We start from the raw sequence: 18,457 nt of genomic DNA, 5'->3' as shown, positions 1-18,457 counted from the left end.
TTGGGGCTTGATGCGTCAGGAGTGGTCAGAAACCGGGTTTTTGACGATAATTCTTGGTTGCATCCCACCGATTCGGTAAAAAACCCGGTTTCTTGGGGCTTGATGCGTCCAAGACTATTAGAATTGATCGCGATACTTCTTAGGAGTCAAACCGACGATTTTGCCGAAGGTTTTACTAAAGTGACTTTGGTCGTGAAACCCGACTTGCTGCGAGATATATGCTATAGAAAACTCTGGCTGTTTTAACAACAATTTGGCTTGATCAATCCGGCATTTTGTCACGTACTGATGCGGCGTAATTCCAGTAGATTGTTTGAACAAACGAGTGAAATAATAAGGACTCATCTGGACTAGATTAGCAAGTTCGCCTAAGTGCAAGTCTCGGTTGAGATAGTCATTGATGTAGTCAATAACTATCTGCAATTTGCTAGGATCGAGACCGCCTTCAAAATCTTGTAGCTTGGGTTTTTGTGCACAATAGTGGTGCAACACATGAAGTGAAAGGGCGTTTTTCAGTGCATCGACATAGAGAGTACCGTTTAATCCACCTGATTCGAGTTCGGTTTTGAGGGCCCAGCCAATGCCGAGAATCAACGGATCGCTGATTTTCCAGTGCGGTATAATTTCAATGAGGTTGGAATTGGTTGATTCGGCAACTGTATTGTCGAAGTCGGTAGGTTCAAAGGCGATCGCCATAAATTCCTGTTCTTCAACTGTGTATGACTGAAAATCAGTACCAGCAGCAGCGATGAACATCTCTCCACTTTGGCAGGGTTGGCTACCGTAGCGTTTCCCGTTCAGTGCTACTCCCCCGATAGCTGAAGAGAGTATCATGCCAATGCTGTGCTGTTGGAGAGAGTGTTCGGGAGATTCGTTTGGCGGCTGACGGTGATATTCGACATGAATCCCCTCCCAATTTGCGCCGTGACTAGATAGAATGGCCGGATGCGGTAGAATCGATTTCATCGCCTCTGTCTTGGCAAAATCAAGAATTAATGCTTTCTCTGAGGACATAGCTGGCACCTGCGGCAGTTGCTATTATTCTATATGTCTGAAGTTCCCGCAGTTATACAAAAAATACCCAGGACTTATGCCATATATTCTCGGTCTGTTGTCTAGCCTTCGCAATAAAATTTAATGGAAGTTGGTGAAACCTGCTCCTTGTATGGTGCGTCGCTGCTAGATGTTCGATGTGCACAGAAAGATTTATACCAAACGATGCACCCTAGGCTATCTCCTCCTCAATTTCCAGATCCACCGCTTCTAACTCAGCTTCCAACTGTTAAATACTAGGCAGACTCTCTTGCAACTTCTCCGGCAAAGCCTCCCGCAATTGATAAGTAGAAACTCCGATCGCCTTATTCATATCTCGCAAAGAATATTCGACAATTTTCTGCTTTTTATTCTTACATAAAATCATCCCAATAGTCTGCATATCGTCCCGGTGTTTCAGTAAATCATCCACAGCCGAAACGTAAAAACTCATCTTTCCCGAAAAATCGGGCTTAAACGCTTCCACCTTCAAGTCAATTATCACAAAACAACGCAAACGTAAATGATAAAACAATAAATCAAGATGAAAATCTTCCCCTTCAACCTCTAGATGATAGTGACTCCCCACAAAAGCAAACCCTACCCCCAATTCCAGCAAAAAATCGCGGATACGTTCGATCAAAGCCTTCTCTAAATCTCGCTCTTGGGCTGATTTCCCTAAACTGAGAAACTCAAAATTATAAGGGTCTTTAAATAACTGTTGAGCCAGTTCAGATTGCGGGCTTGGCAGAGTGCGAGAGAAATTAGTATCAGCTTTACCTTGCCGTCGATACCGCCCACTTTCTATCTGATGAACTAACACATTTCGACTCCATCCTTGCTCGATAGTTTGGCGAATGTACCACTCGCGCTCAACGCCATCTTTCACACTATCCAAAATGCGGAGATTATGGCCCCAAGGAATTTGTGCAACAACCTGTTGCACAAATTGCTCATCCGCGTAAGTTTCCGCAAAACTCCTCATATATTTAAGATTGCGAGATGAGAAACCCTTCATCTCTGGAAATGCTTTTTGCAAGTCAGCAGCCAAATTGTCTATAACTTTAGTTCCCCATCCTTGCTGCTGTTGTCGATTTAAAATGTCCTGTCCGATTTGCCAATAAAGCAACACTAATTCTCGGTTAACAGAAATTGCTGCCCGTACTTGAGCATTGCGGATGCGTTCTTTCAGTTCCCGCAGGAAAATATTATAATCTTCTGGAATTGATAAATTATCTACCATAGCCTAAACATCGTATATTTTCCCGAATCATCGGCTCTAATTTCGCACTTTAGTCCAAATCTCAAATTTCAAATTTAAAATCTAAAATAAAATGACGCCCGCTAAAGTTTCCCACCAGTACAAAAGCACTTTACAGGAAACCCGCGGGCGTCAAAATCAAGCAAGCTTAAATCTTAGAAAAGACCCAGCGTGAAAGATTTGTCGATCGGGAAAATAGCACCAATACCCAACCACAGAGTTACCGCAGTTCCCAACAGGAAAACAGTAGTAGCAACAGGGCGACGGAACGGATTTTGGAACTTGTTAACATTCTCGATGAACGGAATCAAAATCAAACCAAGGGGAACACCGGCCATGCAAGCAATACCCAACAATTTGTTAGGCAAAACGCGCAGGAGTTGGAACACAGGCCACAAATACCATTCCGGCAGAATTTCCAGCGGAGTAGCAAAAGGATTAGCAGGTTCGCCAACCAAAGCCGGGTCTAGTACGGCCAAACCGACGCACAGAGAAATCGTTCCCATGATGACTATAGGGAAAACGTAGAGCAAGTCATTGGGCCAAGCTGGTTCGCCGTAATAGTTGTGACCCATGCCCTTAGCGAGCTTAGCGCGGAGGTCTGGATCGCTCAAATCTGGTTTTTTGAGAATAGACATAGTAAGAGTGTTCTCCTTTTAGTTTTAGCCGGGCCTGGGATTCCGCTGTATTCGTTAGTCTGAATCAGCGGTGCGATCGCAGGAAGTATGGGCCGTAAATAAATATCTTGACATCCTCACCGACTATCAGGTGCGGTGATTCCTAAACCTCACAATTTAGGTTTCTGCTTCGAAAGCAACTGCCTCCACCCTCAAGGAGTATTGGTCTTACGTTCGCTCCACAGACTATCCCCGCAAGCCCTGCGGTTCTTATGTGTCGAAAACCCCAAAAGGAATTCTTATGTATTGTTTTGATTCTAGGGATGTTTGCCATTGCCCTATCCTCTTTTCCCGGTCTACCGATTTGTCTGCGCCGCCAGTCAAACTGGACTTCGCCCGCCCGAGCTGTCTGAATCCATCGACGGACAGTGGGTCAGTGACCATCTAGATGCTAATACAAAGCCGTCCTAGAAGGACGGGGTTTCGTGCCCAATTTTTTGATGAGTGATGAATTCTGAATTTTCAACTCACAATTCAGCGGGGGGGGCAAAAAAAGTACCGCCCCCACAACTCAAAACTTACAACGGGCCAGAGATACCTTGCTTGCGAATCATCAAGAAGTGAGCCAGCATGAACACTACAATCAGCCAAGGCAACACAAAAGTGTGCAAGCTGTAGTAGCGAGTCAAAGTGCCTTGACCGACGCTGACACCGCCGCGCAGCAGTTCAACCATCAAAGAGCCGACAAACGGGATGGCTTCGGGGACACCGGAAACGATTTTAACTGCCCAGTAACCGATTTGATCCCAAGGCAGCGAATAGCCGGTCACGCCGAAAGAAACAGTGATGACTGCCAAGATTACTCCTGTCACCCAGGTTAACTCGCGGGGCTTTTTGAAGCCGCCGGTCAGGTAAACCCGGAAGGTGTGCAAAATCATCATCAGTACCATCATGCTGGCAGACCAGCGGTGGATGGAGCGGATCAGCCAGCCGAAGTTGACTTCATTCATCAGGTATTGCACTGAAGAAAAAGCTTCTGCTACCGTGGGACGGTAATAGAAAGTCATGGCGAAGCCGGTGGCAAACTGGATCAGAAAGCAAACTAAAGTAATTCCGCCCAAGCAGTAGAAAATATTGACGTGCGGGGGTACATACTTTGTAGTGATGTCATCGGCGAGCGCCTGAATTTCCAGGCGTTCCTCAAACCACTGGTAGGTTTTTGAGTCGGTGATTTGTTTAGAAAACATGGAGCCAGAATTCCTAAAAGAATATTGCTGTGGTTGAGGTTCAGGGCAGCAGCCACAAGGTTTTTTGTCGCCCCGCGCCGAGCAGCTTGCTTTTACTAGCAAATGCCTGAGGCTATTTTTTAAATTTGGAGCTGACGAAAGGAACTCTATTGTGCGATCGCCTGCAAGCCCTGGGAAACTAAGCGGTGGCTTGTCCCTACTCGCTGGCGTTGCCCGATCGAATTCCAGACTGTGATAAAAAATGTAACATAATTGCTGTGCAAATTTCACGCGAGCGAAGCTTTTGCCGAGTCTCAAATACCATGTTCTGCAAGCTCAACATCCGCCCCAAGCTGGCATACAGCCAAGAGCCGAGCTCAGTACCAAAGTCCGAGCCTGCCACCGGGTCGCTGGGGCGTAAATTTTAATATTTATGATAAAACTTCACTCATTTTGCGATTAAATGTTACATTTAACTAATTTTTTGTTCCCGGCGGACGTTTGACGAATGCCGAATCCCTTGGGGAGAGTTGAATGCCCAACAGCTTAAAAGCTTACAAACTTAAAATACAGGAGATGCAATACTTGCCTATCTTTTACAGAAAAATCATGCACAGACGAGTTTTCCAGATTGCTATTGTACTTTTCCTCCAAGTCGCCCTAGTTCTATGCCCCTGGGCCGGGCCTGCGGCGGCGCTGACTCCTGAACAGCAGCTATTGAGCGAAGCTTGGCGAATTGTCAATCGCTCTTATGTGGACGACAGCTTCAACTCTAAAAACTGGTGGTCGATTCGCGAAAAAGCTGTCAAGCAACCGCTTAACGACAGACAGCAGACTTACACGGCGATTCAGGGGATGCTGGCGAATCTCGACGACCCGTTCACTCGACTGCTGAAACCCGAACAGTACCGCAGCCTGCAGGTCAACACTTCGGGAGAATTGACGGGAGTTGGGCTGCAAATTGCGATCGACCCCCAGACAAATACCCTGACAGTGGTGGCTCCTTTGTCCGGCTCACCGGCAGATAAAGCTGGCATCCAACCCCTGGATCGCATTCTGAAAATTGATGGCACTCCTACCTCAGAATTGAGCCTAGACGAGGCAGCAACTCGAATGCGCGGCCGCATAGGTACTCCTGTTACCTTGACCTTGGGGCGCGAAGGAAGGGACGTTGCTGAGGAAATTGAGCTACTGCGCGATCGCATTGCTCTGAATCCGGTTTACGCCGAATTGCAGTCGGGGTCGGAAAATTTGCCGGTGGGCTACATTCGCCTGAGTCAATTCAGCGCTAACGCCACTGAGGAAGTCGCTCACGCGATCGACCGCTTGGAAAAACAAGGAGCCGCCGCCTACATTCTCGACCTGCGGAACAACCCGGGCGGACTGTTGCAAGCGGGGATTGAAATTGCCCGCCTGTGGCTCGATTCCGGGACGATCGTCTACACGGTGAACAGACAAGGCATTCTCGGCAGTTTTGAAGCCTCTGGACAAGCCCTAACTAACGATGCACTGATTGTTTTGGTTAACAAGGGAACTGCCAGTGCTAGCGAAATTTTGGCGGGTGCGCTGCAAGATAACGGCAGAGCTCAACTGGTAGGAGAAAAGACTTTTGGCAAAGGACTGATTCAGTCGCTGTTTGATTTGTCTGACGGTTCCGGGTTAGCCGTGACTGTTGCTAAGTACGAGACACCGAACCATAAAGATATTAACAAGCTGGGGATTGCGCCCGATCGCGTAGTGCCTTTGGAACCCATCGCGCGCGATCAGATTGGCACTGCAGCAGACTTGCAATATCAAGCTGCACTGCAACTACTTAAAGAAAAAACCGTGCTGGCAAAGTCAGTATAAGGCGGAGTTTGAAGTTTTGAGATTGCAACAGGTGACAATACGCAGGTCTGTCTGTCTCTGCGTTTCGTTCCCCAGGACAGACAAGAATCATCCTAAAAACTCTTTAAGTCAAAAGTGATATCACGTCCGACAGATTCATCTGTCATTGTTCGCTGTGCGAAGCAATGACATAAAAGAATGATGCACATCGGACGTGATATCAAAACCCAAAACAGCCGTTCCCTTAAGGTTGCGGGGCTGATTCCTCGGCGTCGGGAACCTCGGCTTCTTGCAAAATCACCGGACGCTGCTGCGGGTCAGCTTGGTTGCTTTGCTCTTGCATCACAGTTTTAGCCAGACTAGGGTCAAAGTAGCGGTTAAAGTCCGATCGCGACTGATTTACTCGCCCTTGGGTAAGATTGACTTCAGCTTGGATTTCGTGCAATTTTTCTTGCACCGCCCGGTAGTGAGGCCAAAGCTGAAGCAAAGCAGAAGTGGCACAGACTGAAAGTACCATGTTGACTGCCAACTTGACGCCTGTTTCGGCCGCGAGGGTTTGGTGAGGGTAGGAACGCTGGCGGCTGCTGCTGCGACGAGGAGTAACCCGAGGGGAGTTTTTTACAGGACGCAGTGGGGTAACGGTGGGTTGAATCGCTTGCATAATTTTTTTTCAAATACCTGAGACTGACGTTTTAGAGTTCAAAAGAGCAAATTCTGAGCTTAACGCACACTCGCCGCTGTTTGTCAGGGTGCTGACACCCAAAATTGTTGAGACAAAGGTGACGCGTGAAGACGGAATTTCCCCATAAAAATGCCTGCCCTTGCAGTCTCGTCTTGCTGAACACAAACAATCTACTGCACTGCAGCAGCAATTGTCTGTATCTGTAAAGCGAGAGATTTAACTGGTCAGGCAGGCGTTTTGCGGTTCGCAACTGGTGTCTGGAAACTATTTGTACAGTTCAGTTGACAGCCGGAAAGCCAAGATTCCGGGAATCAAAGCAATTACGAGCGCTACGTAGACTTGGGTATCTGTTAAAGACATATTCGCAAAACTCCTTTTCGCGGGCACGAGCTTTCACCAATTTGAGACAAATTGGCACTTTTGGGAATCATTTGTTACAACTTGCAACACAAATGGTGCGTCCGGGGAGGAGTGGCCTAGTGGCGCAGTGGCGCAGTGGCGCAGTTTGTGAGTGTCGGAGGGGGAGAATTTTTCCTTGTTTCCTGGGACTGCTTGCTTCGGACGTTGTTCGGACGATCGCCTCCCACAGAATTACCGCGTTAGGTTAAGATTTAAGTGAAGGTGACACTAATGTTAGACAGAGCGGGTAATTTGCGCTGCGCTCGACCCTTGCCATTTTTAGGTGCACAAAATAGTTAATGCTAGATCAATTTCTCGACGCTTCACCCAATTTTGGAGTTGACGGCTTTTTATTATTGTTGGTTTTGGTGGCTTTGGAAGCTGTACTTTCGGCTGACAACGCGATCGCCCTGGCGTCTATTTCTAAAGGTTTGGAAGATGCCAAGGATCAGCAAAAAGCTCTCAACTTGGGTTTGATAATTGCTTTTGTTCTGCGGATCGCCCTAATTTTAACGGCTACTTGGGTGATCCAATACTGGCAGTTTGAGCTGCTGGGTGCTCTTTACCTGCTGTGGCTTGTTTTCCAACATTTTACTTCAGAGACAGACTCTGAAGGAGAACATCACGGGCCCAGATTTGCGACTGTGTGGCAAGCAATTCCCATGATTGCTTTTACGGATTTAGCGTTTTCATTGGATAGCGTTACTACTGCGATCGCTGTTTCTGATAACACTTTTATCGTCGTAACAGGCGCTACTATTGGAATTATTGCCCTGCGATTCATGGCCGGGTTGTTCATCCGCTGGCTGGATGAATTCGTTCACCTAGAAAGTGCTGGTTACATCACAGTTGGGTTCGTGGGAATGCGGTTGTTGGTGAAAGTAATTGATCCAGATTTAGTTCCTCCGCAATGGCTGCTAATTTCCAGTATCGTCTTGATGTTTGTGTGGGGATTTTCTAAGCGCACTCCAGAGCCAGTCGAGATTGCAAAATCTCTAGAAATGGCTCTGAATCAGCCGGATTCAGAAGTTGCTGTGCGAGAATCGCAAGGACAGAAGTCCGAAAATTAACATACTTTCATTTGAATAAAATTAGCTTAAATCTGTCAAACCAACAAGATTGAAGGCTGGTCAAAATGTGCAAAAGCCTTTCATCCCGATGACTTTAGTCCGGGGCTGAAAGGCTTTTATTTTGTAATATTGTTTCCTTCACTAGCCGATCGAACTTATGGGAGTACAATTGGGCCTATGGGAAGGCAGTTATCAAAATCAGACTCAGCAATGGTTAGACTGGTGGGATAGCGAGGGGAATTTGTTGCTGAGGGGGTTGGTGGCATATTGGCGATCGATGCGGATCTGATTTGAGCCTTGCTGGTGGCTCTATTTTTTGAGGAGAGGGAAAGAGGGCGATCAATGAGAAGGAGTTGCGGGCGATCGCATTCACCTGTCGGGGAAAAATTTAACCTTCCTGTTGAGTGGCTGCAAATAACCTTTTCTACATAGGGCAACGGTTTTAGATTCTTTTTGGGAGATGTCTATTAGGAATTAGCAATTAGCTATGGCTTAGGCTTACCGACAAAGAAAGCTAAGGGAGAATTATCACCACAAGATAACCGAACTTTAGAACCAATGGGAAAAACATTTCCTGTGGTTGTGAGTGCATATAACTTTTCGCCAGACGGAGTTTTTAAACAATAACGATTTTCTCTACCTAAAAATTGGCGATCGCAAATCACAACAGCCGAATCTTCATCTAAGTATAAACTCAAGTCTTCCTGCCGGATCATCAATTCTCCTTCAGTAGAAAGATCGCAAGGAACTTTTACAAATGAATCTCCTTTAACAGCAAAACAACCTACTTCTGTTTCCCAAAAATCCTGCTTCAGCGATGCAGAAACAAAATTAGCTTGCGTCACAAACTCAGCCACAAATCGAGATGCTGGTTCTTGATAAACTTCCTCTGGAGTGCCAAACTGTTCTAATTGACCTTGACGCATCACCGCTACCCAATCTGAAATCGAAAGTGCTTCTTCGCGATCGTGGGTGACAAATACACCAGAGGTTCCCGTTGCTTTGAGAATCTCGCGGACTTCCTGACGCAATCTTAACCGTACTTGTACATCTAAATTACTCAACGGTTCATCTAGTAAAATAATCGCAGGTCTAGGGGCTAAAGCACGGGCCAGGGCCACTCGCTGTTGCTGACCCCCCGATAATTCATGGGGATAACGGTTTTCCAATCCTTCTAATCCCACCAACGCTAAAGCTTCTGCGACACCTTTCTGAATATTATGCTTTGACTCTTTTCCTTGATGCGTTAAGCCAAAAGCTACATTTTTCGCGACCGTCAAATGGGGGAAGAGTGCATAGTCTTGAAACACCATACCAATGTCTCGCTGTTCCGGCGCGACTGACATATTAACACTGGCTACAGTTTTTCCTGCTAGAGCGATCGTCCCTGCTTGTAGCTGTTCAAAACCAGCAATTAACCGCAGCAAAGTTGTTTTCCCACAACCCGATGGCCCCAACAACCCCAGTATATCTCCCTGATGTAAAGTCAGGGTGACAGATGCCACCGCAGGTGATGCTGCTTGGGCATACTGTTTTGTTACACCATCCAAATGCAGAATTATCGGTCGAGCCATTATTGCTATAAATAATCAACAATTTACTATTCTACAATATACCAGCTTAGTGAGATAAATTCTTATAAAGACTTGACAAATGTTTACACCTACTGATAAACTAGCAAGCTAGACTTTTTACTAGCAATGAAAAATTCCCAAAAATCACTACACCAAACAGGAATCAGGACAATCCAATGGCTATCGACCTTACGCGGTTTATCCGCTAGTGGGTGGACGATCGCGATTATCGCTTTAGCATTGCCGATCGCCATACCAGTCATCAGTGTCTTATCCAGTATCTTTTTTGAAGCTAAAGATACATGGCAACATTTAACCGATACAGTTTTAACTCGTTATATCGTCAACTCTTTATTGTTAATGATCGGTGTAGGCTTTGGTGTTGTCGTGATTGGCGTAGGATGTGCGTGGCTAGTAACAATGTGTCGCTTTCGGGCCAGTCGCGTATTTGAATGGGCATTACTGTTACCCTTAGCGGCTCCAGCTTATGTGCTAGCTTATACCTATACAGACTTTTTAGAATTTTCCGGCCCAGTTCAAACTGCTTTGCGTTATATTTTTGGCTGGAGTTATGGAGACTATTGGTTTCCTAACGTGCGATCGCTCCCTGGAGCAATATTAATGCTAATCTTAGTTTTATATCCCTACGTCTACCTATTAACAAGAGTTGCATTTTTGGAGCAATCCACTTGTACCCTAGAAGCTAGTAGAATACTGGGCTGTAGTCCTTGGCGGAGTTTTATTACAGTTGCCTTACCAATGGCAAGACCCGCAATTGTAGCAGGTTTAGCACTGGCTTTGATGGAAACTCTCAACGATTATGGCACTGTTCAGTATTTTGGAGTTGATACCTTCACCACAGGTATTTATCGGACTTGGTTTGGCATGGGAGAACGAATTGCAGCCAATCAATTAGCTGCCCTGCTATTATTATTTGTTCTCGGTTTAATCTTGCTAGAACGCTGGTCTCGCAGTCGGACTAAATATTATCAAGCTAGCAGCCGCTATCGCCAACTACAAACTTATCAACTGAAAGGAATTAGGGAAATCTTAGCGGTAATTGCTTGTTTTATGCCGCTGTTTTTTGGTTTTTTATTGCCAGCGGGTCTTTTAGTAAAGTTGACCTTAGCTAATTGGCAACTCACTTTAGATGAACGCTTTTGGACTTTTGCCCGTCATAGTTTAATTTTGGCAACCCTGACAGCAATTTTAGCCGTAGTTATTGCCTTGATTATGGCTTATGGTTTACGGTTATATCCTAATTTAGGAGTGCAGTTAGGAACTCGCATTGCGGCAATGGGCTATGCTGTACCTGGTTCTGTGATTGCAGTGGGGATTATGGTTCCCATTGGAAAAATTGACAATCTATTTGATAGTTGGATGCGTGAAAACTTTGGAATTTCTACAGGCTTGTTGTTAAGTGGTACGATCGCAGCTTTGGTATTTGCTTATATAGTTCGCTTCCTTGCTGTTTCTTTAAATGCGGTGGAGTCAAGTTTGGGCAAAATTAAGCCCAATTTAGATGATGCGGCGAGAAGTTTGGGTTATAGCCCGATGCAAACTTTAGTTACAGTTCATACACCAATGATGACGGGAGGTCTACTAACTGCCATGATGTTAGTATTCGTTGATGTAATGAAAGAGTTACCTGCTACTATAATTATTAGACCGTTTAACTTTGATACCTTGGCTGTGCGAACTTATCAACTTGCCTCAGATGAGCGCTTGGCTGAAGCTTCTGGCCCAGCATTGGCAATTGTTTTAGTGGGGATGTTACCGGTTATTTTATTAAGTTGGAAAATTGCACGATCGCGCAATTCTTCAACAGAGTTAACAGTTAACAGTTAACAGTTAACAGTCAACAGTTAACAGTCAACAGTTAACAGTCAACAGTTAACAGTCAACAGTTAACAGTCAACAGTTAACAGTTAACATTATTCCTTTGAAAATCAAGATGATTAATAAAAAATTAGCAATGTTTACCCGCACTACTGGCACAATCTCTTTCTTACTACTTAGTGTTTTTGTCACGTTTGGATGCCAAAAACAGGCGACAAGCCCCCTCGAAACATTGCAAAAAACTAAGCAATGTCCAGAATGCGATCTGAGTGGCGCTAAGTTAAGCAACCTGGATTTAACAAGCGCTAATCTCAATGGTGCTAAGTTGGAAGGTGCAGCGCTAGAAAATGTCAAACTTAATGAAGCCTTACTCGATAGCGTCAATCTCAAAGGTGCAAATTTAAAAGGTGCTTCTCTGGAAAAAGCAGGTTTATCTGCCGCCGATCTCACAAATGCTGATTTGAGTAATGCAAATCTTAAGGGGGCTTTTTTGCGAGGGGCAAAACTGAATAATGCCAATCTTAGTAATGCCGATTTAAGTGAAACTGACTTAAATAGTGCTGATTTGACAGGGGCAAACCTGACAGGGGCAAACCTGAAAGGCGCTATAATGCCGGATGGTAAAATTAAAAATTAAAGTTGGTTGGATTCGGCGGTTGAAACCGCCGAATCACAAAGAGTAGCTTCTTGTTCAAAAAGCCTCTATTTCCATCCGGCGCGATCGGCAATCTTTAAAGCTTCTGGGTTATTTTTCCCAAACACATCAGGGTTGAGAGGGTCAGATTTGAATGTACCAAAACTGGCAACCACTGGATCGATCGCCACATTTGAAATCACAGGGTATTCGTAATTACCCCTAGCAAAAATTTGTTGCGCTTCGCGACTGGCTAAGTGTTCCAAGAATTTGATCGCGCCTGCTTTGTTACGCGAGGTTTTGACTACACCGGCACCACAAATATTGACGTGAGTACCTCGATCGCGCTGGTTCGGGAAAAATACACCTACTTTCGCCGCGATCGCCTGTTCTGCGGGATCTTTCGATTTCATTAAGCGAGCTACATAATAGGTATTAACCAGGGCAATATCGCCTACCCCAGCAGCAACCGCCTTGATTTGCGCGGTATCATTTCCCTCTGGAGGACGTGCAAAATTAGCCACCAATCCTCGCGCCCAAGCTTCTGTTTTTTGAGCTCCATGAACCGCTAACATAGCCCCAACCAGAGACTGATTATAGATATTAGTGGACGATCGCACTAAAATTTTGCCTTTCCACCGAGGTTCTGTCAGCGCCTCATAGGTTGACAACTGGGCAGGGTTCACCTTGCTTTTGTTATAAACAATCACCCGTGCCCGGCGCGATAGACCAAACCAGAAACCTTGAGGATCTCGCAAACTTGCTGGAATTGCCGATGTCAGCACTGTTGAAGAAACAGGTTGCAGAATACCTGCTTGTTTTGCCCGCCACAAACGCCCACCATCCACCGTGATGAAAACATCAGCGGGGCTATTTGCACCTTCACTTTTGATCCGTTCAATTAGTTGGTCAGCATCCGCTTCAACGAGGTTAACCTTGATCCCAGTTTTTTTGGTGAAGCTTTGGTACAACTCATTATCAGTGTCGTAGTGACGTGCTGAATAAAGGTTGAGAGTGCCGGTTTGGGCTGCGACAGGGGCTTTTTTGGTTAGTTCCCCCACTGCCACGACAGCCATTGCTGTACCGCTGGCAAGAAAAATACGCCGAGAAATGCTCATTGTTCTATAATGATAGATTTTTTCATCTGGTAATTGACACGATGGTGCATCCACAGCCATCTATCGTCATTGCTTTACTATATTAATGCAAGTAATTCTTATTTGATGATCAAGATCGTAACTATTTTAGGGCTGACGCACTCGTGGTCAGAAATCCGGTCTCGATTTCGCTCAACCGGCATTTTTTTTACCGCCATGTATCAACTGCCGGAATTCTCGACCAGGCTCAACAGCCACCAAGACGTAGGCTAGCTGTGCACACCCTACAGTTAGTAAGTTGCACACTGCTAGCCCTACTAGACCTCTTGCATAAGTCCTTTTAATCAAATTTTCGGACGTTGCTCCGAGCAACGTCCCACAAGAAAAAAAAATTGTGGGATGGGATTCTAGCCCATCCTAATTATTTTTGCAAGAGCCCTACTGATTATTTGTGTCGAATTAGCTCGTAAATTTCCACATAGTCTTTAGCTGGATATTTCCACGAATTGTCACAATTCATGCCTTGAAGCATGAGTTTTTCAAATTCATCATGATAGTCATACCACAATCCGATCGCGCGATCGATCGCCGACTCTAAAGCGTAGTAGTCGCTTGCGTAAAACACGTAACCGTTGCGCTCTTCGGGGGTGTGGCTGGTGCCGTAATCGCGATCGAACACAGTATTCACCAAACCGCCAACTCCCCGCACCACAGGCACAGTACCGTACCTCAACCCGATCATCTGAGTCAGCCCGCAGGGTTCGTAATTACTGGGAACCACAATCATATCCGCACCCGCGTAAATTAAGTGCGAGAGTTCCTCATTAAAACCTAGTTCCAAATGGCAGTCTGGATTATCATTTAAAAACTGTTTTTCGTGCTGAAAATGAGCGTTAATTCCCGCTTCCGTCGCCGAACCCAAAAGCACGAATTGCGCGCCCTTACTCAGAGAGTAATAAATTGCGTGGTGGAGGAGATGAACGCCTTTTTGGTCGTCCAAACGACCGATAAAGGTAATAATAGGCTTGTCAGCATCGCGCAGGAAAAGCCGATCGCGCAAAGCTTTTTTAGTTTTGGCTTTTCCTGCCAAATTCTCCTCAGTATAGTGGTGCGGAATATAGCGATCGCTCTCGGGATTCCACACATCGTAATCAATGCCGTTGAGCACCCCGCGAAACTTCTCTTGATATAAATGCAAAGTGTGGCCCAAACCGTAGCCGAACTCGCCGACGTGAGCTTCCCAAGCGTGGTGTGGCGAAACCGTCGTCACAAAGTTCGAGTACACAATGCCGCCTTTCATAAAGTTGAGGGCAAAAGGGTTAAAATTATCTCGCAGGCGATCGTACTCAAAATAATAATCATCTCGATTCAAACCCGTTGCTTGCAAAATATCGCTACCGCCCATGCCTTGATGTTTGAAATTGTGAATGGTATAGCAGACTCGCTGATTTTCCATCCAATTGTATTTGTAAATTTCAAACAGCATGACTGGAATCAAACCAGTTTGCCAATCGTGACAGTGAATCACATCGGGACGCTTGTTGCTTCTGAGCAAAAATTCCAAAGCAGCTTTGCTGAAAAATGCAAACCGCATATTGTCATCATTGCAACCGTAATAACAGCCGCGGTTAAAAAAGTTATCTTGCGATCGAGGTTCAATGAAAAAACACAACACCCCGTGCACCCAGCCGCAGTAGACATCGCATAAGATTTCGCCGCCGTACCAGGGCACAGCCAGATCCCGGTAGGCCTCGTGAAGCCCCCAAATGTGGTCGTACCTCATGCAGTCGTACTTGGGTAGAATAATCTCGACGCAGTGACCGGAATTCTGTAACTCCCGACTCAAGCCGTAAACTACGTCACCCAAACCCCCTGCTTTGATGACGGGGGCGCACTCCGAGGCAATTTGTACAATGTACATTTTTTTTTCTCGCTCCTGGATGAATCAAAAAATATTTTCTTAACTTGACAAAGTATATGATTTCTACGCAGATAAGCAAGTCCGCCATTGGGAATACAGGGAAAATAGGCGCAGCTAGCAGAAGTTGAGAGCGATTCGGGCCGGACTGTTGCTTAAAATACAGTTACGGACACGGCACTGCCGTGTCCGTGATGTGCCAAAGTGTAATCAATGACCTGTTTGTGCAGATTTTACAAACATCAAACTAATTTGTCAAATCCATTCTTTTTCATCGAGGTAATCTTCTGTCGCTATAGCAATCCTAAATCATTTGTGAATTTCTTACTCCCTCCCCTTGATAAGGGGAGGGTTGGGGTGGGGTAAAAAGTTTACGACTCCTGCAAGGATTGCTATATGAAACAACTCAACCCAAACCCATCCCATCATTTTCACATACTAACAATTTACCTTTCCCCTGATAAAACCAAACATAACCCTCCCCACCGCCTTTACCAAAATGACCTAATTTTCGATAATCTTCTTCAATCCCCTTGGTAAATCCTTTAACCAAATCGCAATCAGCTATCAACGTTTCACCTTGCTTGAGTTCGACAATCTTAGCCGGTGAACTTGTAGCTGCTAAAACAGTAGCTTTTTGCTCGCGCAAAGCTGTAACAGCAATTCTCCACCTACCGTCATTAGAAGCAGCCACTTGCCGGAATTTTAGTTTTTTTGCACCGATAACTACATTGTCCGAACAAAACTGAAATATACCATCATCAAACTCCCACTGCTCCGCATCCAAAAGCTCGATCGGCGTATAATGCAGGAAATGCCCTTTTTGTCTCGGTTCCAGTTTCACCGTACCAGTCCCTTGATATACGGGAGCGTTGTAGTCCATTTCCGTTGTCAAAGATACCCACATATCTTTTAAACGGTTATCCGTTTTATAAACACCGGAAGTCAATTTCCCCATACACCAATGCAGCGCACCTTTTTGAATTATCACTCCCGAATTGTTCAAATTAATTTCCGCTTGCTGAACGAGGGGAATATTCTTAGTGGGATGGTAAAACTTATTGGTTTCTGGATTGATGTTATTTTGGACATACCACAAATCCGTTGGTTCCAAAACCTTGATTTCGTATTTCATAATTTACCTCGCTTATTTACTTAAAATGTGTTAAAGATTTGACACATGATTTGGGGCTGTCGCGTTCCCGGATTTATCGGGTGAAATTTATGTTTGGCAGACATCCTCTGCTACTGTTAAAGTATCTAGCTATGTTAGCAATAGCAGACAGCGCTCCTCCACAATTGTTGAGAAAAATTTATGCCTGCGATCGCACAATCTCCCAATTTACCCATTTTACAAGAAATCAACTCAGGATTGCCCAACATTTGCGGTTCCGAAGCAGAAATCAGTGCCGCAGTCAACAGCAATGAACCAGTCTTTTTACCTAGGACAAATCTGCGCCTCGAAAACATTCAAGCCGGATTCGCCTGCGCCCTCCATATGCACCAACCCACAATTCCTGCAGGTGCAAACGGCGAACTTATCTGCAATTTGCAGAATATGTTTGAAAATCCTAATCAAGGAGACAACCACAATGCCGGAGTGTTTGCGTGGTGCTATTCCCGCATGGGAGAATTTATTCCCCAACTGATTGCCGAAGGCTGCAACCCGCGAATTATGCTCGACTATTCGGGCAACTTATTGTGGGGATTACGCCAAATGGGACGCGACGATATCTTTGATAATCTCAAGCGGATTACCTGCGATCCTCAATATCAACCTCATGTAGAATGGCTGGGGACAATGTGGAGTCACGCCGTCATTCCCTCAACTCCAATTCCCGACATCAAACTCCAAATTCAAGCGTGGCAACATCATTTTGCGGCAATTTTTGGCTTGGACGCCCTGAAGCGGGTTAAAGGTTTTTCACCCCCAGAAATGCACTTCCCCAATCACCCAGATACACTTTACGAATACATCAAAGCTTTGAAAGAATGCGGCTATCGCTGGCTGATGGTGCAGGAACATTCTGTGGAAAATATCGACGGTTCCGGATTGTCGCAAGACCAAAAATATATTCCCAACCGTTTAGTTGCCCGCAATTGTCACGGCGAAACAATCAGCATCACGACTTTGATTAAAACTCAAGGTTCCGATACAAAGTTGGTCGGTCAAATGCAGCCTTATTACGAAGCAAAAGGACGCAATAAGCAGGAAATTGGGAATATCACAATTCCTTCTTTAGTCACTCAGATTGCCGACGGCGAAAATGGCGGCGTGATGATGAATGAATTCCCCAGCGCCTTTGTCAAAGCTTGGCACGAAAACCGCGAACAAGGCGGCGGAAAATCCGGTGTTGTCGGTTTAAACGGCACTGAATATTTGGAGATAATTGAAGCGGCGGGTGTTAATCCTGAGGATTATCCTGTTTGTCAGGGGATTAACCAGCACAAAATCTGGCAGCTAGTCGATCCTGATAGTGCGACACCGGAAAAAGTGGAAAGCGCGATCGCCCAACTCAAGCAAACAGACCATAATTTTCACATGGATGGCGCTTCTTGGACTAACGATTTGAGTTGGGTTAAAGGTTACGAAAATGTCTTGGAACCGATGAATCTACTCAGCGCTGCATTTCACAAAAAATACGACCCGCTGGTGCAGGAAGATGCGACCGTTACCAAGCAGTTTGAATACCAGCAAGCTTTGCTTTACAATTTGTTGGTGCAAACAAGCTGTTTCCGCTATTGGGGACAGGGAACTTGGACTGATTACGCGCGGGAACTTTACAATCGCGGCGCTGCTTTAATGAAGTAGCAGAATTTATTGTAGGGTGCCCCGAAAACCAACTGTTTGAGCTTCCTCAAATATCAGCGTTGACGCACCCTACATCTAGAAAACTTTATTGATAAAGAGAGGACTAGAGTCCTCACTACAAACACGAATTTATCAATTACTGTCTACATTTCCTGCATCAACCGCAAATAGTTTTGCCGCATCTGCGTCATATTTTCCATCATTCTATTAGCCATATCTTTCTCAACATCGCTCATTTGCTGCCAAAATAAGGCCGATCGCCTGGCCATGATTGCTTCTTCCCACAGCATCTCCAACAGTTGCGCCGCCATCGGATTTTCAGCATCTATAATCCCGCACAATTGCTCGAAAGCTCGGTTAGCTTCGGCGTGACTCCCAACATCCTGAACGAGTGTCAGGCATTTCTTGAGTTGTACGATCGGATTTTCAGAAGAGTAAGCCATAATTTCACTAAGATAAGCGACAAAAT

General features: G+C 45.4%; 16 protein-coding genes and 1 pseudogene. 6 read left to right on the top strand and 11 right to left on the bottom strand.

Annotated features, from left to right (window positions below):
* Positions 1 to 117 precede the first annotated feature (117 nt).
* From QUA44_RS13365 to petB, 4 genes are all read right to left on the bottom strand, one after another.
* Positions 118 to 1,014, bottom strand: coding sequence for an AraC family transcriptional regulator (locus QUA44_RS13365; RefSeq protein ID WP_333251742.1), 897 nt, complete (start codon positions 1,012 to 1,014; stop codon positions 118 to 120).
* A 268-nt stretch (positions 1,015 to 1,282) separates the two neighbouring features.
* A complete protein-coding gene (locus QUA44_RS13360; RefSeq protein ID WP_333251741.1) occupies positions 1,283 to 2,275 on the bottom strand; it encodes a PDDEXK nuclease domain-containing protein in 993 nt (330 codons plus the stop codon).
* 173 nt (positions 2,276 to 2,448) lie between these two features.
* A complete protein-coding gene (petD, locus tag QUA44_RS13355; RefSeq protein ID WP_333251740.1) occupies positions 2,449 to 2,931 on the bottom strand; it encodes a cytochrome b6-f complex subunit IV in 483 nt (160 codons plus the stop codon).
* 557 nt (positions 2,932 to 3,488) lie between these two features.
* A complete protein-coding gene (gene petB, locus QUA44_RS13350; protein WP_172190423.1) occupies positions 3,489 to 4,157 on the bottom strand; it encodes a cytochrome b6 in 669 nt (222 codons plus the stop codon).
* A 588-nt stretch (positions 4,158 to 4,745) separates the two neighbouring features.
* Between petB and ctpA the strand changes: the two genes are divergently transcribed.
* Complete coding sequence (gene ctpA / locus QUA44_RS13345) at positions 4,746 to 5,984, top strand: carboxyl-terminal processing protease CtpA (RefSeq protein ID WP_333251739.1); 1,239 nt, start codon at positions 4,746 to 4,748, stop codon at positions 5,982 to 5,984.
* Between the two features lie 223 nt (positions 5,985 to 6,207).
* Here ctpA and QUA44_RS13340 read toward each other — a convergent pair whose 3' ends face one another.
* Entirely contained in the window at positions 6,208 to 6,624 is a 417-nt protein-coding gene (locus QUA44_RS13340) for a slr1601 family putative cell division protein (protein ID WP_333251738.1), read from the bottom strand.
* A gap of 285 nt (positions 6,625 to 6,909) precedes the next feature.
* Positions 6,910 to 7,005 (bottom strand): photosystem I reaction center subunit XII, encoded by a 96-nt coding sequence (psaM, locus tag QUA44_RS13335; protein ID WP_015174804.1) that lies wholly within the window; start codon positions 7,003 to 7,005, stop codon positions 6,910 to 6,912.
* Between the two features lie 338 nt (positions 7,006 to 7,343).
* Between psaM and QUA44_RS13330 the strand changes: the two genes are divergently transcribed.
* Both QUA44_RS13330 and QUA44_RS13325 read left to right on the top strand, forming a co-directional pair.
* Positions 7,344 to 8,114 (top strand): TerC family protein, encoded by a 771-nt coding sequence (locus QUA44_RS13330; RefSeq protein ID WP_333251737.1) that lies wholly within the window; start codon positions 7,344 to 7,346, stop codon positions 8,112 to 8,114.
* A 145-nt stretch (positions 8,115 to 8,259) separates the two neighbouring features.
* Positions 8,260 to 8,370 (top strand): annotated as a pseudogene (locus QUA44_RS13325) (Uma2 family endonuclease); the annotation flags it as partial.
* A 229-nt stretch (positions 8,371 to 8,599) separates the two neighbouring features.
* On the opposite strand, the gene QUA44_RS13320 reads toward QUA44_RS13325, so the two are convergent.
* The gene (locus QUA44_RS13320; protein WP_333251736.1) at positions 8,600 to 9,688 is read right to left on the bottom strand and encodes an ABC transporter ATP-binding protein; all 1,089 of its coding nucleotides are present in this window, start codon (positions 9,686 to 9,688) and stop codon (positions 8,600 to 8,602) included.
* Between the two features lie 126 nt (positions 9,689 to 9,814).
* On the opposite strand from QUA44_RS13320, the gene QUA44_RS13315 reads away from it, so the two are divergent.
* Together QUA44_RS13315 and QUA44_RS13310 are read left to right on the top strand one after the other, a co-directional pair.
* Entirely contained in the window at positions 9,815 to 11,536 is a 1,722-nt protein-coding gene (locus QUA44_RS13315; RefSeq protein WP_333251735.1) for an iron ABC transporter permease, read from the top strand.
* Positions 11,537 to 11,642: 106 nt separating this feature from the next.
* Positions 11,643 to 12,164: a pentapeptide repeat-containing protein gene (locus QUA44_RS13310; RefSeq protein WP_333251734.1), complete on the top strand. Its 522-nt coding sequence runs from the start codon at positions 11,643 to 11,645 to the stop codon at positions 12,162 to 12,164.
* Between the two features lie 65 nt (positions 12,165 to 12,229).
* On the opposite strand, the gene QUA44_RS13305 is transcribed toward QUA44_RS13310, so the two are convergent.
* From QUA44_RS13305 to QUA44_RS13295, 3 genes are all read right to left on the bottom strand, one after another.
* On the bottom strand, positions 12,230 to 13,279 hold the full coding sequence (locus QUA44_RS13305) for a Fe(3+) ABC transporter substrate-binding protein (protein ID WP_333251733.1): 1,050 nt from the start codon (positions 13,277 to 13,279) through the stop codon (positions 12,230 to 12,232).
* A gap of 424 nt (positions 13,280 to 13,703) precedes the next feature.
* The gene (glgA, locus tag QUA44_RS13300; protein WP_333251732.1) at positions 13,704 to 15,179 is read right to left on the bottom strand and encodes a glycogen synthase GlgA; all 1,476 of its coding nucleotides are present in this window, start codon (positions 15,177 to 15,179) and stop codon (positions 13,704 to 13,706) included.
* A gap of 403 nt (positions 15,180 to 15,582) precedes the next feature.
* Positions 15,583 to 16,311, bottom strand: coding sequence for an AIM24 family protein (locus QUA44_RS13295; RefSeq protein ID WP_333251731.1), 729 nt, complete (start codon positions 16,309 to 16,311; stop codon positions 15,583 to 15,585).
* A gap of 180 nt (positions 16,312 to 16,491) precedes the next feature.
* On the opposite strand from QUA44_RS13295, the gene QUA44_RS13290 reads away from it, so the two are divergent.
* Positions 16,492 to 17,988: a glycosyl hydrolase family 57 gene (locus QUA44_RS13290; RefSeq protein WP_333251730.1), complete on the top strand. Its 1,497-nt coding sequence runs from the start codon at positions 16,492 to 16,494 to the stop codon at positions 17,986 to 17,988.
* 143 nt (positions 17,989 to 18,131) lie between these two features.
* Here QUA44_RS13290 and QUA44_RS13285 read toward each other — a convergent pair whose 3' ends face one another.
* Positions 18,132 to 18,431, bottom strand: a complete 300-nt coding sequence (locus QUA44_RS13285; RefSeq protein WP_333251729.1) for a hypothetical protein — start codon at positions 18,429 to 18,431, stop codon at positions 18,132 to 18,134.
* Between the last annotated feature and the right edge of the window lie 26 nt (positions 18,432 to 18,457).

It is taken from the genome of Microcoleus sp. N9_A2, from assembly GCF_036701775.1.
Classification (GTDB): Bacteria; Cyanobacteriota; Cyanobacteriia; order Cyanobacteriales; family Microcoleaceae; genus Microcoleus.
This window is presented reverse-complemented; position numbering and strand designations above follow the sequence as displayed.

Coding starts and splice junctions, on each gene's coding strand:
- QUA44_RS13365 (WP_333251742.1), bottom strand. CDS start 1,014: ATGTCCTCAGAGAAAGCATTAATTCTTGATTTTGCCAAGACAGAGGCG.
- QUA44_RS13360 (WP_333251741.1), bottom strand. CDS start 2,275: ATGGTAGATAATTTATCAATTCCAGAAGATTATAATATTTTCCTGCGG.
- petD (WP_333251740.1), bottom strand. CDS start 2,931: ATGTCTATTCTCAAAAAACCAGATTTGAGCGATCCAGACCTCCGCGCT.
- petB (WP_172190423.1), bottom strand. CDS start 4,157: ATGTTTTCTAAACAAATCACCGACTCAAAAACCTACCAGTGGTTTGAG.
- ctpA (WP_333251739.1), top strand. CDS start 4,746: ATGCACAGACGAGTTTTCCAGATTGCTATTGTACTTTTCCTCCAAGTC.
- QUA44_RS13340 (WP_333251738.1), bottom strand. CDS start 6,624: ATGCAAGCGATTCAACCCACCGTTACCCCACTGCGTCCTGTAAAAAAC.
- psaM (WP_015174804.1), bottom strand. CDS start 7,005: ATGTCTTTAACAGATACCCAAGTCTACGTAGCGCTCGTAATTGCTTTG.
- QUA44_RS13330 (WP_333251737.1), top strand. CDS start 7,344: ATGCTAGATCAATTTCTCGACGCTTCACCCAATTTTGGAGTTGACGGC.
- QUA44_RS13320 (WP_333251736.1), bottom strand. CDS start 9,688: ATGGCTCGACCGATAATTCTGCATTTGGATGGTGTAACAAAACAGTAT.
- QUA44_RS13315 (WP_333251735.1), top strand. CDS start 9,815: ATGAAAAATTCCCAAAAATCACTACACCAAACAGGAATCAGGACAATC.
- QUA44_RS13310 (WP_333251734.1), top strand. CDS start 11,643: ATGATTAATAAAAAATTAGCAATGTTTACCCGCACTACTGGCACAATC.
- QUA44_RS13305 (WP_333251733.1), bottom strand. CDS start 13,279: ATGAGCATTTCTCGGCGTATTTTTCTTGCCAGCGGTACAGCAATGGCT.
- glgA (WP_333251732.1), bottom strand. CDS start 15,179: ATGTACATTGTACAAATTGCCTCGGAGTGCGCCCCCGTCATCAAAGCA.
- QUA44_RS13295 (WP_333251731.1), bottom strand. CDS start 16,311: ATGAAATACGAAATCAAGGTTTTGGAACCAACGGATTTGTGGTATGTC.
- QUA44_RS13290 (WP_333251730.1), top strand. CDS start 16,492: ATGCCTGCGATCGCACAATCTCCCAATTTACCCATTTTACAAGAAATC.
- QUA44_RS13285 (WP_333251729.1), bottom strand. CDS start 18,431: ATGGCTTACTCTTCTGAAAATCCGATCGTACAACTCAAGAAATGCCTG.